A 14,485-nucleotide genomic window follows, 5' to 3' on the forward strand; every position below is an offset into this window, starting at 1 on the left:
ATGATAAATCGAATTTCAACGCCGTTTAGCTATTCGTCTGCTGTTGAGGCTGGAGATTATGTGTTTCTAGGATTACATAGAGGTTTTGGAGTAACCTTTACCGAGCAGATTCACAATACTTTTTCACACTTAAAAGACACACTCAATCAACTCGATGTACCACTTCAAAACGTTGTGAAGGTTAATGTTTACCTAAAAAATATCTTACAGTTTAAATATTATAATGGAACTAATTGTACTAATAAGGGGTATTAACAGGATGAACAAAGGTAGAATCGTATTTTTAAACGGTGTTACGAGTTCTGGAAAAACATCAATAGTAGATGCTTTACAATTAAAATCGCACGAATTTTTTTATGTTGTTGCCAATGACCTTTTTGAAGAAATGATAGGTGAACGTTATCTTCGTGAAGATTATTGGAAGTATTTAAGTGAAGCAATTATCATGATGTATCATACAGCCAAATTATTTTCTGACCATGGTAAAAATATACTTATTGATGGCATTATGGTAGACCGATCTGAGTTGAAACCACATTATGAAAAAGTGAAGAATATATTTTCTGGGTACCCATTATACATTGTTGAAGTGCTCTGCCCGTTAGACATTTGCCGTCAGAGAAATATTGCACGAGGAAATAGAACCGAAGACCAATCTGATTGGCAACACAAAGTCATGGCAAAAGATATCCAGTATAATTGTACTGTCAACACACATTTAAACACTTCCGAAGAATGCGCAGATTTGATTTTAAAAAGTATATTTGAAGATTAGTATGAATTACACTACTCGGGGCGGCACATTCCGCTAACGGGACACGATAGCGTGGAGCTGAAGAAGGACAGCTCCTCTTTGATGTTCATTGAATTAGCTGGCAGTTTAACACAACCAATAATACATAACGAGCGATGGAGCGGATCCATCGCTTTTGCTATGCTTAAGGGCAGACATGGACTGGAAGCCTCGTAGCGATTGGGTAGGATACGATATCCGGGAGAGTTCTAGATTAGTAGCATAAGTCCAAGCAAATATATTAACCAATTCATACACTGTTACTATCTTAAGTTAAGGAGAGTGAAAGGGATGGGATTAATATTTAATCGAAATGTTAGAGTTACTTTTTTCTCGGGTTTTAACTTTACTGGAAGAAGTCTAACATTTAGACGAGGCGTGGCAGTTTCAAATCTGGGCTTATTCGGTTTTAACAACATCATCTCCAGTTTTCGGCTAAGAAATGTTGTAATTCCTAGTCAAGTTACGTTAGTACTGTTTTCAGGCCGCAACTTTACAGGGAATTTTCGAATTTTCCGTGGTAGCCAGAACATTTCAGACTTACGAGCTTTTAACTTTAACAATGTAACCTCGTCGTTTATTCTGGTTGGATTCCGGATAACAACTTCTCAGATTCGTACCATTCAACACACAGGCAGAATGCCAAGCAACATTTCCAAATTATAGGCTAAAGGGACGCTGAGAAAAGCGTCCTTTTTTCTTGAATGAAGGGAAGGATTGAGGCCTTTAGAACTTTTGTCGGCAGCCTCACTAACCTAACGAGGAACGAGAGTTAAGGAGCTTGCTTGGAAACAGCCCCTATTGCTTTGTTGGAGTAACGGGCAGGATAGCGTAGTGATTATCGACTTAAAGAGTAGTTATGTAAGGTTCAATAAAAATTGATTATAAATATTTATTACCAAATGGATTATCAAAAAAATAGTAAAATAATACTGTTAAGCGCGATGGCTGGCGATAGGGCTTTCATTTCGATGCAACATTGTGTCTATTTTATTCAATAGATTCATTTTTGGCCATTCGAAATGTTAAAACAAGAAATGAAAGGGGGAATGGCGTTGATTGAACATAGCAATCTTGAAGAATATCAAGATCCGGTAAATTACGATCTTGAATTTGACGGTGAAATGGACAAATATCAGTTCTATCTTGAGCTTGCTAGATCGAGTCCTGGGGAAGTGTTAGAACTTGCTTGTGGTACAGGCTTAACAACGATACCCCTGTCGAAAGCCGGCATAACGATGACCGGTGTAGATATCTCTTCAGCGATGCTCGCATATGCGTGGTTGAAGGCGGAAGGGTTGACTGTTACTTTTATGGAAGGCGATGCCCGTACCTTCGAATCGGACAAGCGATTTTCGATGATTTATTTGACTGGTAATGCATTTCAGGCATTCTTAAGTGATCAAGATCAAATAGATTTGCTCACTTCCGTTCACAAACATTTACAACCCCATGGAATCTTTGCATTCGAGACCCGTAATCCGGAGGGAACGGATTTATCCGATCAAGAGGAGACAGAATGGGGATCATTTATTGATAAGGATGGGAATAACGTCAAGGTATCAGGCACACAATGTTACGATGCTAGCCAGCATATCATGCATTGGGTCACGATGCGTGATTGGGGGTATAAGCGAACGACTTCCCGAATTGCTTGTCGGTTCACGGATCAGGATACGCTGCATTCTTTATTAACCCGTCACGCCTTTCGCGTCGAACATCAATATGCTGACTGGGATAAAACGCCGTTCTCTCCGTCATCTTCATCTATCATTAGCGTTTGTAGGAAATGTTAGGAGAGACGTAATGCATTGCAATAGAAAAAATCCCCTCAGGTCGAGGGGGTTTTTGGTGATCCTAAGTTTAGCATACTTTTCGCATTAATAATTCAATCGGTCCGCGGGACATTCATTTTCTCCACCCATGCGAGAAGATAACGGCTAATATAAAATATAGGATTCCGTACCCCATAGCTCTTGTCCTTTAACGATATATGTCCTCCGATGTCAGACGACAAGAACTTATATACTTCTCCGAAAATGACAAGAACATAGATACTTGACCGATCACCGCATTTGTTCTTAACCTACAGGCAGATAGCTCAGCGAGGCAAAGTCCATTTGACCCAATACCGTTTACGCCTTAAGCCTCTCGGGTTCATAGATACACAAACGTTATCGGAAATTCTTGTAAAAAATTACAAAAAATCGTTGGTGATGAGTGTATGGCTATAAACGTAAAAAAGGCAAGAATTGAAGATGCTAATGACTTGTCTGAATTATTCATTAGTTTATTGGAACTGATTCCAACATTGAAAAGATGCAAAGTCAGTTAGAGATTATTTCGACACAGCCAAACTACTATGTTGTAGTTGCATGTAAAGACGAAAAGGTAATTGGAACAGCTATGGGAATCGTATGCCCGGATATTGTAGGAGAGTGTCAACCATATATGTTGGTAGAAAATGTTGTGGTTTCGTCAACGTATCAAGGAAAGGGAATTGGTAAGATCCTCATGGCTACACTTGAGGATTTTTCTAATAAAATGCACTGTTCTTACATAATATTGGCTTCTGGTGGAAACCGAGAACAAGCACATAGATTTTATGAGTCAGTAGGATACAAGAGCACTAAGACTGGATTTATTAAACGAATGGAATCTGCTCGCTTATAGATAATACTATAAAGAGTAACATGCGCATAAACCATCACAGGCGCCTGGTCCAATAGCCGATGTGTCTAGGGACAAGAACATGTATTCATAACCAATGAGCAAAGCAAAAACATGCCACGGTTGCGAAAATTAGTCGTAGTTTATTTATGGATTAACGGGAATGAGGAGTGATTGAGCTATCGGGCAGTATAGTTTAATGGATAAAGATCTATCGTTTTCTGAAGAATAGGGAAGATGTACAATAGTATCTTGTGTAATTTACTTTTTTCAATAATGGAATTTTGATAAGATATTATTAGTTCATTTTTCGACTTGGGAGGAAATATTGAAATGCAAGAGATAAGCAGAGAACACCTGATATATCTTATATCAGGTCCGCTTGGTGTTGGAAAATCAACAACTTCGATAGAACTTGCACGAAATGTTAAGCAATGCGTTCTTATTGAGGGTGATGTAATACTTCATATGTTTAAGGGAGAATCAGAACCTTCATGGGAGGAACGTCTAAGTTTAACATGGAAGAACATCCTTGCATTAACAAGGAATTTTATTCAACATGACTTTAATGTAGTAATCGATTTTGTGGTTGAGGATGAACTTGATTGGTTTTGTAAACATATATCAGATTTAAATGTAAGATTAAAGTATGTCATACTAACAGCAGATAAAGAAAAATTAATTGAACGTCTAAGTATAAGAGGAGATATTGAATCCTTAGAACGCTCTTTGTTTTTGCTGAACAAAATGGAAATGTCCTCATCCAATAAGCCATTTATTAACGACACTACTCTAAAACAAACAACCGAGATTGTAGAAGAAATTATTAATGACTCTGGATATAATGTTTTCATTCATAACTAGCGGTTATGCTAACTGGACAACGAGAGCTTAATAATCAATTAGGACGACTGCTGAAACGATTCGGCGGCCTCGCTGTGCTATTCCAGCTAATAACTTGTCAATATTTGATTATTAAAGGCCGATTCCAGGAGTGGTATACTTAAAAAAAGATATGACAAATAAACGTCCCCTTCGGCACAGGAATATATTTCATCTTTTTCTATTTCATGCTGATCATTCTAGCCGAAATGCTTCTTTTGAAGTCAAGATGGCAAAAATCCAGTGAATGAGTTTGTTTACACAAGCAATACCGCTACTTTGAACAGCTTTCCTTCCGCACGCTTTTTATCGTAGTAAGATCTTAATTTCTTGTTTCTATTACTACGAATACCACATCGCACAGCTTGATACAGGGCTGTACGAAGCCTTCTGGAGCCATGTTTCGTGATTCTATTTTGGATTGCCACAAACTTACCTGAAGTAAATACACTGGGATCAACACCAGCAAAAGCCACCAGCTTCTTTGTGTGATCGAACCGATCGATTTCCCCAATCTCAGCCAAAATTGTTGCAGCAATTTTAGTGCATACTCTTCAATTTCTTCAGCCAGAGCTTCTATGTTCTGTTCCAATTCAGTAAGATGCTCTTGGTACTGAAGAATGAGGGTAATAAGGACTCTCAAATTGATTAAGTGGCTTGCATACATGGTTTGCTGAAATGGGTTTTGTTTTGCCGCATCTAGCAGTCGTTGAACCCGATCCAATCCTCTGAACGCCCCCGTTTCGAAGAAAGCAGTTCTTTCATTATAGCTCTGAGTGTATTTTCATCCGTCTGTACAACTGAATATGAGGTTGGGAATTCACTTAAAAGCCGTAGTGAAATACCAGAATATACATAGCTCCAAAGACGCCTTTGTAAGCCAGGAAAACCTGATCTAAAACAGCTTGGAATTGAAGTTTAGTCTGCACACACATCTTTGAAAGTGACTCATATTGTCTTGTAAGATAGTGCAGATTGAGGAGTTGCGCGCCTCTTTTCTTAAAAAGTTCAAACTCTTCCTTGTAGTACAACTCTCCCAATAGGTAAGCGTCAGCAGCATCCGTCTTTACCTTACGAAGTTGAGACTTCCTAAGCCGATTTGAGATGAGCGGATTAATGACAATGTAAATATAGTGATGTTCTTCTAGGAACTGAACAACGGGACTTTGGTAATGGCCGGTTGCTTCTAGAATAAGCAAAGGACGTTGTTTGGATGCAGATTCAATGTCCTTTAAAACTTGATGGAGATTTGCTAAACCATCACGAGTGTGCTCGAAGTGAAATAACCCTCTGAATGGCTTTCCACGCGCTAAAAGGCTTGTCCATGGCTTTCTTCTTTAGAAATATCTAGACCGATAACTGGATTCATTTCATCTCTCCCTGTAAGTTTAGATTTACCGGCATCCCCTAAGGTTCTTCTTGTCGCTTCATAGCATCGCTTGTTATACGGGATCTAGTCGTTCTTCAATGACAGAAGGAGAAATCAAAGAATTATTGTCTTTGAAATTATCACAAGAATTTGAACTTGATACGATGTCGGTTTATTCTCTTGAACATTCAAATGAAAATTTAATTGTTAATCTGCTCCATAGAGTGAAGTTAACAGGCGGTAACCAATAAGTATTTATTTGAACTAACGAGGAACGATAGATTGGAGCTGCCGCAAGGACAGCTCCTCTTCGAAGTTCATTGGAGTAATTGGCAGTTTTGATCGAAAGAATGATTATGGCGAAAAGGGTAAGCGTGAGTATGTATAAAATGATTTACAAACAAATAGTATCTATCTCGCTCCTCTATCCGGTACTATAATTTTATGGAGGAATAAATAACAAAAAGTGAGGTTTATACCATGGTTTGCGAAAAAATGTTGCTTACAAACGGAACCTTAATTGATGGGACCGGACGATCGCCCATCCATCATGTAACAATCGAGATTGCAGATGGACGAATCGGTTTCATTTCGCAAGAGTTGGATAACTATCCTGTGAATGAAAAAATAAAGCTTTTAGACTTGAAAGGCCTTGTGATCCTACCGGGATTTATTCATACTCATGCCCACACCGGTTTCAAATACCTACAGAATGAGCCTCTACATGGGTACCATAAAGAATATTTGGCAGCCTGTCTTAAAGAGGGAATTACCACGATCCGGGACGAGGGAATGACGACAAACGCAACGATTGATGAAGTCATCTCACATACGAATGCACTCGATGGCTGTACATCACCTAGAATTCTTACATCCGGCAAAGTTTTTACAGCACCTGGGGGATACGGTGGGCAAGAACCGATTGGCGTAGGAAGTGCTGATGAAGCCAGGAGTAGGGTTCGAGAAGTGTTGGATAAAGGTATTCATTTTATTTAAGTCTCTTTCCTGCACTTTTATTTTGCCCAGGTACAAGTCCCGCCCATGAGCATAAATGCGCAGCACTGGGAAACTGCTTCTTAATATTGGTCCCATTCGGCTAAGATTTGTTCTGCCATTCGAGTAGCTGTTCCAGGAATTGAATCTAAACGTTCGACATCGTCATGAAATGGAGCTACCCTCGTAGCGATTTCCAGATCTAGTATCACGATCTGTTCACTTAAAAAATCAATGTGAGTTAAAATAGCCTTGATCATCAAGCGTTGGTGAGGGTTTACATAGCCATGTAGAGCCAGTTCAAGTTCATCCTTTTCCGCTTCATTGTGCGTCTAGCGAAGTTCGCTAGTTTCTCAGGATCATCCTCACCATCTGCAATGGCACGGAGCATATCACGAGAGGAGACACCCATAATATCAGAGACAGCAGAGCTGAGCTTAATATTGGCTCCTTCTAACACTTTTTGAATTCGGTTATGTTGTCTAGCTCGTTCTTCAATGATACTACGACGATATCGAACAAGTTCTAGAAGCTCCCGTTGATTTCGATCTGGAATGAAACTTGCTTTAAGTAGCCCATGACGAAGAAGCTTTGCAATCCATTCTGAGTCCTTGACATCTGTTTTACGTCCAGGTAAAGCTTTCATATGCTGGGCATTCACCACTAAAAATTCAATTCCTTCGGCTTCAAGTAAATTAACAATAGGCTTCCAAAATACACCCGTGCTTTCCATAGCAACGTGAGTACATTCATGCTGTTTAATCCAGTCAATTAATTGTAATAGAAACACAGTTTTAGTTGAAAACGTTTGAATCTCCTTTCCGTTAGACGTTAGAATACATGCGGTAATATTATCCTTATGAATATCCATACCACATCCGTTCAACTACGATTTCCACCTTAAAGCATCCTCTCTACGGCTAAATTAGATAAGAGGCTGGTGCAACAATCAGAGTAGGATTAATCTCCCATGAGTGCTTTCCAATAGGGAGCGACAATCTGTGATGCACCGTGATCGTTGGAGTCAGACTAACAGATGAGCTCGTAGGCACCCTAGCTTATCGACCTTCCTCTCCCAGCCATAGTAGCAGTATTGGAAGATATAACCATTTTCATCATCTGTGGTGCGGCGCTTGCGCTGCATGTATGGCTAACGGGCAGCTTACCTTAATGAATGAAACTGATGTAGGAGGCGGAAAATGGGATATAGTATAAGAGCGGCGAATGAAGAAGATATTAATGGCTTATGTAATATTAGAAAAAATGCGGACTTGTTTATTAAGTATTTGAAACAACATGAAAATAAGGAAGTATATTTGGCAGTAGCCGAAAAAGATAATACAATTCTAGGTTTTTGTGTTCTAAAACTAAAGGGTAGCGTGTTACCCAAATTAAGTGACCTTTATGTAAAGGGGATTTATCGTGGCAAAGGCGTCGGTACGGATTTAATAAGATTTCACGAGAAAATTGCAAGAAGTCTTGGCTTTTCTGATTTATTCGTTAGTGTTGACCCAATAGAAAATCCAAAGATGATAAAGCTCATTACAAAACACGGGTACGAAGCTATTTCCGAACCATATATAAAAATTGCTATTTTCTACAATGATGATGGGACTACTTATGAAAAAACTTATTCAAGAATAGACTTGAAGAGATTGTTAACCTAATGGAGAAGGATAGCTCAATAAACACGATAAGGCAGCCGGTCAGTCAACGTGAACGGCTGCCTTTATTCAGCTAACAGGCAGGATAATTGAACAAACAGAAATGTTTTACGGTTTATAGAAAGTCATATTAGGGAGGAATATTTAGATGTCAAACCATGAAATTGAAGAAATGCTAACAGGAGGGAATGTCTCTAACGTTTATCGTTCGGGAGATACTGTACGACGGGAATTAAAGCCAGATAGTCCCCAAATTCATAAGCTATTAAAGCATTTGGAGAACAAAGGTTTCAGTTATGCACCAAAGTTTTTAGGTATTGATGAAAAAGGTAGAGAGATATTATCATTTATTGAAGGAGAAGCTGGCAATTATCCTTTAAAAGAATACATGTGGTCTAATGATGTATTAAAAGAAATAGCGAAGATACTCCGCCTTTATCATGATTCTGTGCGGGATTTTTCAATTGAAGAAAGTTGGCAATCAATAGATAACACCCCCCAACCATTCGAGGTACTATGCCATAATGATTTTGCAATATACAACCTTATTTTTAATCATGAAAGACCAGTAGACCAGTAGGTATTATTGATCTTGATGTTGATGTTGATGTTGATGTTGCTGGTCCCGGTCCCGGTCCAAGACTTTGGGATATAGCTTATACTCTTTACACTTGCGTCCCCTTAAGTAGGGTTTATCATTCTGAAACAGGTGAGGGAGTTTATTTTAATTCATTACAGCATGTAGACCGTATAAAACAAAGAGTTAAATTGTTTTTTGAATCGTACGGTGAGGAAATAGAAGAAGATTATTTGGAGATGGTATTGCTACGATTAGAAGGATTATGTAAAACCATTAAAAGAAAAGCCAGTGAAGGTGACAGTGCTTTCCAAAAGATGATAGATGAAGGGCATCTTGAACATTATCAAAGCGATATTAAATTCATTAGTGAATGTGGAAAAGAGTGGATTTAAGAGTAGGTTTTTATTGATCTAACGGGACACGATAGCTCAATAAACACGATAAGGGAGCCGGTCAGTCAACGTGATCGGCTGCCTTTATTCAACTAACGGGCAGTTATGCTTAGTTGAAATGAGCAAAAGCAGCCCATCCTCTGACGAGGAAAGAGCTGCTTTTTACTTTTCTATCTCTTTTTCCATCTTGGCGTACCGATTCTCTCAAAATCGAGGCTTTTGCAGGGCTCTCTATTCAGGTGCTGAAAATTGCAAATATGCAGGCCTAGCAATCACGACATTTGTAGTAGCTAAAGGAGGGACAGTTAAGAACTGGGTAAATAACACGTTCTTTTGCACAAGGAGCATTCATTTTAATGCTGTTAATTTTCTCTGCTAAGTTTGTATTTGTAGATGGGCTAGGTGCTGGAGGAGTTTCGTTAAGACCTTTCTATAACCCGGATACGTTCACATGGAGTAATATTGCACAAGCAGCAACTTATGGACTACTTGGATTTATTGGGTTTGATAGTATTGCTTCTCAATCTTAGGAAGCAAAGAATGCAACAAAATCTGTTGGTCGTGCTGTAGTGCTAAGTCTAATTATTATCGCTTGTATATTCTTGATTCAGGCTTACATGGCTGCTCTAGTATATCCTATCCAGACCTTACTACTTTGGATCCAGACTCTTGAAGCTCTTTAATATTCTTCTTAGTTAATTCATGCTAAGAGTTTAAATTAGTTTAATAATGCCCGCTTCCTTGTCATTAAGACAAAAAAACGGGCATTATTACAAGAGTGATTTAGACCAAATGGAAGTGCCTTATTAATCAATAAAAGTTAGCTTCCATTTATTATTTACCTTTAGTAAAACGAATTGACATTCGGTTTGGATTAATAAAAAAATAGGTATCATTGATTGTAATCTCTTTTTGTAATAAAACCAATGGAGGTTTTATCTTAAGCCTTCCATCCTAGGGCGCACCTTCAGATATTAAGCAGTGATTATATCGGTAGTAAATTATCCTTCTTACATTATCTTGTCGTGAAAACGTTATGCCGCCTAACCAATTACTGCATGAGCCAGCATAACGCTCCTTGTTCTCAATTCACCCTGAGTATATATATCAGGTGTAGTGCCTATTCCTTCTTTATTACTTAAAAATGGGACCAGGAATTGATACTGTAATTGAATTATCGGGTGCGAGGGTCAACCACCCATCATAAATCGTACTTCTCCATCGGTGAGGAAAAGTCTCGAGTCTTCATTTATCCAAACAAATACACTATTTTTTTGAAGTATCATATCAAGATCTACCTTTGAAACTTGTGTATCAGGTGCAAAGGTTATCTTCCATCCAGAATAAATAGTACGAAGTAACAAATAAAGTTCTGAAGTATGGATTGCAGTGAATATGAAAATAATTTACGGACAAGTGAAAGCACCTAGAAACGGTTGCGCTCACTCTGTCCGATTTTTCATGCCTAATGTATTGGAATTATCCAAGGCTGTACTTACTTAATATCTTATAAGAAATTCTTGAAATTACAGAAATTTATCCGATAGGGGGATGCTATTATACAAATATAAATAAAGACGAGGTGATGAAATGCAAGCGAAATTGGCTACGGACGCCATTCCCCTCCCCAAAAAGCGGAATTCATGGATAAGAACGATAAAAAAGTATAAAGTGATGTATGCTCTCTTGTTCCCGGCATTAGTTTACTTTGCCGTATTCAAATACATTCCTATGGCGGGAATCATTATTGCTTTTAAAAACTATAACCTAGCTTTGGGACTATGGGATAGCCCATGGGTGGGATTTAAAAATTTTACAGATTTTATGAACGGCGTTTATTTCTGGGACATCATGAGAAATACGATTATCATTTCGCTGTATAAGCTATTGTTCGGTTTCTCAGCTCCTATCATACTTGCTTTGCTGCTCAATGAAGTTTATACCCAATGGTTTAAGAAAATCGTACAAACGATCACTTATTTGCCCCATTTTCTATCATGGGTCATTGTTTATGGAATGATGGTGGCATTATTAGCCCCAGGGGATGGTCTTTTTAACATGATTTTGAAGGAATTTGGTGTTCAACCTATCTCCTTTCTAACGGAACCTGCCTGGGGCAGACTGCTGATCATCTTATCTGAAATATGGAAGGATATTGGATGGGGAGCGATATTGTACCTTGCAGCACTAGCAGGAATCGATCCAAGTTTATATGAAGCGGCTCGGATTGATGGCGCTTCCAAGTTGAGACAGTTATGGCATGTAACACTTCCCGGCATTCGAGGAGTTATGATTCTGATGCTGATCCTTAAATTAAGCCATATTCTGGATGCTGGTTTTGACCAAATATTCATGTTTGCCAACAGCTTTAATCAGGAGAAGATCGACATTATCGACACATGGGTATACCGTGAAGGGCTCGAGCGACTTAAGATTGGCTTGGCTACCGCTGTGGGATTGTTTAAAGCTGTCATCGGATTTGTTTTAGTGTTGGCAGCAAATAAGCTTGCAAAAAAATTCGATGGGCAAATTTGGTGAGGTGGTTATCAAAATGATCAATTTGACAATCGGGGAAAAAGTCTGGCAAGCAGTCGTTTATTTTATTCTTATTTTGCTATCCCTACTTTGCTTACTACCCTTTCTATATGTGGTTGCTGTTTCAGTGACGCCAGAATCGGAAGTGTTAAGAAGAGGTATTGTTATTATACCAGAATCCTTTACCTTTCTAGCTTATAAAGAAGTATTCATTTCTCATGGTATCGGGCAGGCGTATAAAATTACATTGTTTCGAACGATTGTAGGCACTGTGCTTAATGTGTTTTTCACGGTAATAGCGGCTTATCCGTTATCCAAAAAATATTTGCCGGGGCGAAGCCCATTTCTACTATTCATTGTCTTTACCATGATGTTTGGGGGAGGATTAATTCCGACTTATTTACTAATCCGCTCTTTGGGATTGCTAAATAGTCCGTGGGTATTGATTATTCCACATCTCATTAGTGCATTTAATCTGGTGATCATTAAAGGTTTTTTCGAGCAATTGCCTGCTGAAATCGAGGAATCAGCGAGGGTAGACGGTGCAAGTGAGCTTCAGTCGTTATGGCGGATCATTTTACCCTTGTCCTTGCCCGTCCTTTCCACAATTTCCTTATTTTACGCAGTCGGGCATTGGAACAGTTATTTCGATGCTATTGTTTATATCAATGATTCCAACTTAATGCCGCTTCAAGTTATCTTGCGTAACATCCTGCTTAACGTCGCAACACAAAGCGCTGATTCGCTCGCCAATTCCGGAGCTGTTAGTACGTTCGCCGTGCAAATGGCTGCAGTTGTCGTGACTACGGTTCCAATTTTGATCGTTTACCCATTTATGCAAAAGCATTTTACCAAAGGTGTGCTCTTGGGATCTGTTAAAGGTTAAAAGGCATTCCAACCTGAGTTGTTACGGGGAAACCGTGATAATATAGAAGCAAAGGAGAGGTCATTATGCAACGTAAAGCGATTACATTTGCTATTCTGACAGCAATAGTGGGTGTGGGAACGGTATTGACAGGATGTGGGGAACAAAAAGAAGTTATATCAACAGCTTCGAGTAATTCGCAAGGCCAGCCTAGTCAGTTTGAACCCAAATTGAAAATCTCGATGTTTAACCAAGGCACTTTCAACGCTGCTGCCCCGATTCCTCCCCGTGAAGAAGATATCCAACGCCAAATGTTGGAAAAAGCAGTGAATATCGACTTGGAAATGATGATTCCTCAATCAGGGCAAGCAACGACTAAATTAAATACGCTCATTGCTGGCGGAGATATTCCAGATTTGATCTTCTTGAAGAGCCGGGCGGATCTCGCGCAATATTATGACCAAGGCGTTCTTGCGGATTTGACACCGTATCTGGATCAATTTCCTGAATTGCAGAAACGTTTTAGCAACGACTCCTGGGAGGCGATGTCCTATCAAGGAAAAACCATTGGAGTTCCAGGTTATGATAATGTAAACGGTATCAGTCGAAGCTTCTTCATCCGCAATGATTGGCTGAAAAAGCTGAATATGGAAGTGCCAACGACACCTGACGAACTATTCGAAGTTATGAAAGCCTTTACAGAGAAAGACCCGGACGGTAACGGCAAAAACGATACGTACGGATTCATAGGCGGTATGAATAAAGAAGGCAATCTGCAAACCTACGGCTTCGATAGTTTGATGTGGATGTTTGGTGTCAATCCTCCCTCAGCCATTGATGTGAAAGACAATAAACCGGTGTTCCTGTTTACCGACTCAAAAATGAAAGAAGCGCTCGCTTATATTAATAAAATGATGGAAGCCAAAGTTGTAGATCCAGACTGGGTGACGATGAATACTCCCGATTTGTTGGACCAAAAGTTATTTAAGGGTAAAGTTGGCTTCATGATAAGAGACTCCCGCAGGCTGGAGCCAGATTATCAGCAAAAAATGAAAGAAATCAGTGGAGAGGTGCCGGAATGGATCGTCATTCCTCCAATGATAGGTCCTTATGGTGATCAAATTGTAGAGAGAAAATCGTTCCAAGGCAATTCATGGGCCATATCCAAGAAAGCGGATAAGGACAAAATCATTCGGATCTTGTCCATGCTGAATTATCTCTTTACGGACAAAGAAGCATATCCGAATTTTGCATACGGAATTAAAGGGATTCATTGGGATTTGGTGGACGGCAAGATCAAAAATAAAACCTCCGAATTATCGAAGGAAATGAAAGAAAAGTACCTATGGGTCGATCATTATAGAATGCCGCGTCGTGGTGATGATGCTGAGTACTTCAGCTTCCAGAATCCTAAGACGGCAGAAGCTTTTAAGAACAATCAGAAATACGTGGCGGCTACTTTGCCCGGGAATTTATTGACTGAAGACCCGGGCGATTCATTGGCAGCTGACCGCCAACGTTACATTAATGAAAGCTTGGTCAAATTTATGACTGGCAAAGAACCTCTTTCGAGCTGGGACAATTTCCTCAATACGTTGGAAACCAAGTTTGACATGCAGAGATATAAGGAGTCAGTAATCAAGCAATTTAAAGAAGCAGGCTTAATCAAGTAAATTAAACGAAGAGAGTGGCTATAAATAGCCCCTCTCTTTATTGTCATATGCTATTATTTGTTTAATACA

General features: G+C 39.2%; 13 protein-coding genes and 3 pseudogenes. 14 read left to right on the top strand and 2 right to left on the bottom strand.

Features of this window, described 5'->3' with window-relative positions:
- The 6 genes from MHH52_RS13525 to MHH52_RS13550 all read left to right on the top strand — a co-directional run bounded on the left by MHH52_RS13525 (position 1) and on the right by MHH52_RS13550 (position 4,327).
- Positions 1–255, top strand: coding sequence for a RidA family protein (locus MHH52_RS13525; protein WP_340009180.1), 255 nt, complete (start codon positions 1–3; stop codon positions 253–255).
- Between the two features lie 4 nt (positions 256–259).
- Positions 260–775, top strand: coding sequence for an AAA family ATPase (locus tag MHH52_RS13530; protein ID WP_340009182.1), 516 nt, complete (start codon positions 260–262; stop codon positions 773–775).
- A gap of 396 nt (positions 776–1,171) precedes the next feature.
- On the top strand, positions 1,172–1,459 hold the full coding sequence (locus tag MHH52_RS13535) for a hypothetical protein (RefSeq protein WP_340009183.1): 288 nt from the start codon (positions 1,172–1,174) through the stop codon (positions 1,457–1,459).
- A 356-nt stretch (positions 1,460–1,815) separates the two neighbouring features.
- Positions 1,816–2,589 carry a class I SAM-dependent methyltransferase gene (locus tag MHH52_RS13540; RefSeq protein ID WP_340009184.1) on the top strand — a complete coding sequence of 258 codons (774 nt, stop codon included), beginning with the start codon at positions 1,816–1,818 and terminating at the stop codon, positions 2,587–2,589.
- Positions 2,590–3,112: 523 nt separating this feature from the next.
- Positions 3,113–3,466, top strand: a complete 354-nt coding sequence (locus MHH52_RS13545; RefSeq protein WP_340009185.1) for a GNAT family N-acetyltransferase — start codon at positions 3,113–3,115, stop codon at positions 3,464–3,466.
- A gap of 330 nt (positions 3,467–3,796) precedes the next feature.
- The gene (locus MHH52_RS13550) at positions 3,797–4,327 is read left to right on the top strand and encodes an AAA family ATPase (RefSeq protein ID WP_340009186.1); all 531 of its coding nucleotides are present in this window, start codon (positions 3,797–3,799) and stop codon (positions 4,325–4,327) included.
- A 213-nt stretch (positions 4,328–4,540) separates the two neighbouring features.
- Here the strand turns inward: MHH52_RS13550 and MHH52_RS13555 are convergent.
- Positions 4,541–5,714: pseudogene (locus MHH52_RS13555) on the bottom strand (IS110 family transposase).
- Positions 5,715–5,812: 98 nt separating this feature from the next.
- Here MHH52_RS13555 and MHH52_RS13560 point away from each other — a divergent pair.
- Both MHH52_RS13560 and MHH52_RS13565 read left to right on the top strand, forming a co-directional pair.
- Positions 5,813–5,965 (top strand): hypothetical protein, encoded by a 153-nt coding sequence (locus tag MHH52_RS13560; RefSeq protein WP_340009187.1) that lies wholly within the window; start codon positions 5,813–5,815, stop codon positions 5,963–5,965.
- A gap of 244 nt (positions 5,966–6,209) precedes the next feature.
- Entirely contained in the window at positions 6,210–6,710 is a 501-nt protein-coding gene (locus MHH52_RS13565; RefSeq protein ID WP_340009189.1) for a hypothetical protein, read from the top strand.
- 1 nt (position 6,711) lies between these two features.
- Here MHH52_RS13565 and MHH52_RS13570 read toward each other — a convergent pair.
- A pseudogene (locus MHH52_RS13570) lies at positions 6,712–7,606 on the bottom strand (IS110 family transposase); the annotation flags it as partial.
- Positions 7,607–7,906: 300 nt separating this feature from the next.
- Here MHH52_RS13570 and MHH52_RS13575 point away from each other — a divergent pair.
- The 6 genes and pseudogenes from MHH52_RS13575 (at position 7,907) to MHH52_RS13600 (ending at position 14,416) form a co-directional block, all read left to right on the top strand.
- Positions 7,907–8,374: a GNAT family N-acetyltransferase gene (locus tag MHH52_RS13575; protein WP_340009190.1), complete on the top strand. Its 468-nt coding sequence runs from the start codon at positions 7,907–7,909 to the stop codon at positions 8,372–8,374.
- Positions 8,375–8,519: 145 nt separating this feature from the next.
- Positions 8,520–9,343, top strand: a pseudogene (locus tag MHH52_RS13580) (phosphotransferase).
- Positions 9,344–9,699: 356 nt separating this feature from the next.
- Positions 9,700–9,873 (top strand): hypothetical protein, encoded by a 174-nt coding sequence (locus MHH52_RS13585; RefSeq protein WP_340009192.1) that lies wholly within the window; start codon positions 9,700–9,702, stop codon positions 9,871–9,873.
- 1,060 nt (positions 9,874–10,933) lie between these two features.
- Positions 10,934–11,881, top strand: coding sequence for an ABC transporter permease subunit (locus MHH52_RS13590; RefSeq protein WP_340009193.1), 948 nt, complete (start codon positions 10,934–10,936; stop codon positions 11,879–11,881).
- A 13-nt stretch (positions 11,882–11,894) separates the two neighbouring features.
- Positions 11,895–12,764: a carbohydrate ABC transporter permease gene (locus tag MHH52_RS13595; RefSeq protein WP_340009194.1), complete on the top strand. Its 870-nt coding sequence runs from the start codon at positions 11,895–11,897 to the stop codon at positions 12,762–12,764.
- 65 nt (positions 12,765–12,829) lie between these two features.
- On the top strand, positions 12,830–14,416 hold the full coding sequence (locus tag MHH52_RS13600; RefSeq protein WP_340009196.1) for an extracellular solute-binding protein: 1,587 nt from the start codon (positions 12,830–12,832) through the stop codon (positions 14,414–14,416).
- The last annotated feature ends 69 nt before the right edge of the window (positions 14,417–14,485 follow it).

Origin of the sequence: Paenibacillus sp. FSL K6-0276 (genome assembly GCF_037977235.1) — a bacterium.
In the GTDB taxonomy this organism is placed as follows: domain Bacteria; phylum Bacillota; class Bacilli; order Paenibacillales; family Paenibacillaceae; genus Paenibacillus_AQ.

What these genes read in the sequence shown, in the direction of transcription:
- MHH52_RS13525 (WP_340009180.1), top strand. Translation starts at nt 1, where the DNA reads ATGATAAATCGAATTTCAACGCCGTTTAGCTATTCGTCTGCTGTTGAG.
- MHH52_RS13530 (WP_340009182.1), top strand. Translation starts at nt 260, where the DNA reads ATGAACAAAGGTAGAATCGTATTTTTAAACGGTGTTACGAGTTCTGGA.
- MHH52_RS13540 (WP_340009184.1), top strand. Translation starts at nt 1,816, where the DNA reads ATGTTAAAACAAGAAATGAAAGGGGGAATGGCGTTGATTGAACATAGC.
- MHH52_RS13545 (WP_340009185.1), top strand. Translation starts at nt 3,113, where the DNA reads ATGCAAAGTCAGTTAGAGATTATTTCGACACAGCCAAACTACTATGTT.
- MHH52_RS13550 (WP_340009186.1), top strand. Translation starts at nt 3,797, where the DNA reads ATGCAAGAGATAAGCAGAGAACACCTGATATATCTTATATCAGGTCCG.
- MHH52_RS13560 (WP_340009187.1), top strand. Translation starts at nt 5,813, where the DNA reads ATGACAGAAGGAGAAATCAAAGAATTATTGTCTTTGAAATTATCACAA.
- MHH52_RS13565 (WP_340009189.1), top strand. Translation starts at nt 6,210, where the DNA reads ATGTTGCTTACAAACGGAACCTTAATTGATGGGACCGGACGATCGCCC.
- MHH52_RS13575 (WP_340009190.1), top strand. Translation starts at nt 7,907, where the DNA reads ATGGGATATAGTATAAGAGCGGCGAATGAAGAAGATATTAATGGCTTA.
- MHH52_RS13585 (WP_340009192.1), top strand. Translation starts at nt 9,700, where the DNA reads ATGCTGTTAATTTTCTCTGCTAAGTTTGTATTTGTAGATGGGCTAGGT.
- MHH52_RS13590 (WP_340009193.1), top strand. Translation starts at nt 10,934, where the DNA reads ATGCAAGCGAAATTGGCTACGGACGCCATTCCCCTCCCCAAAAAGCGG.
- MHH52_RS13595 (WP_340009194.1), top strand. Translation starts at nt 11,895, where the DNA reads ATGATCAATTTGACAATCGGGGAAAAAGTCTGGCAAGCAGTCGTTTAT.
- MHH52_RS13600 (WP_340009196.1), top strand. Translation starts at nt 12,830, where the DNA reads ATGCAACGTAAAGCGATTACATTTGCTATTCTGACAGCAATAGTGGGT.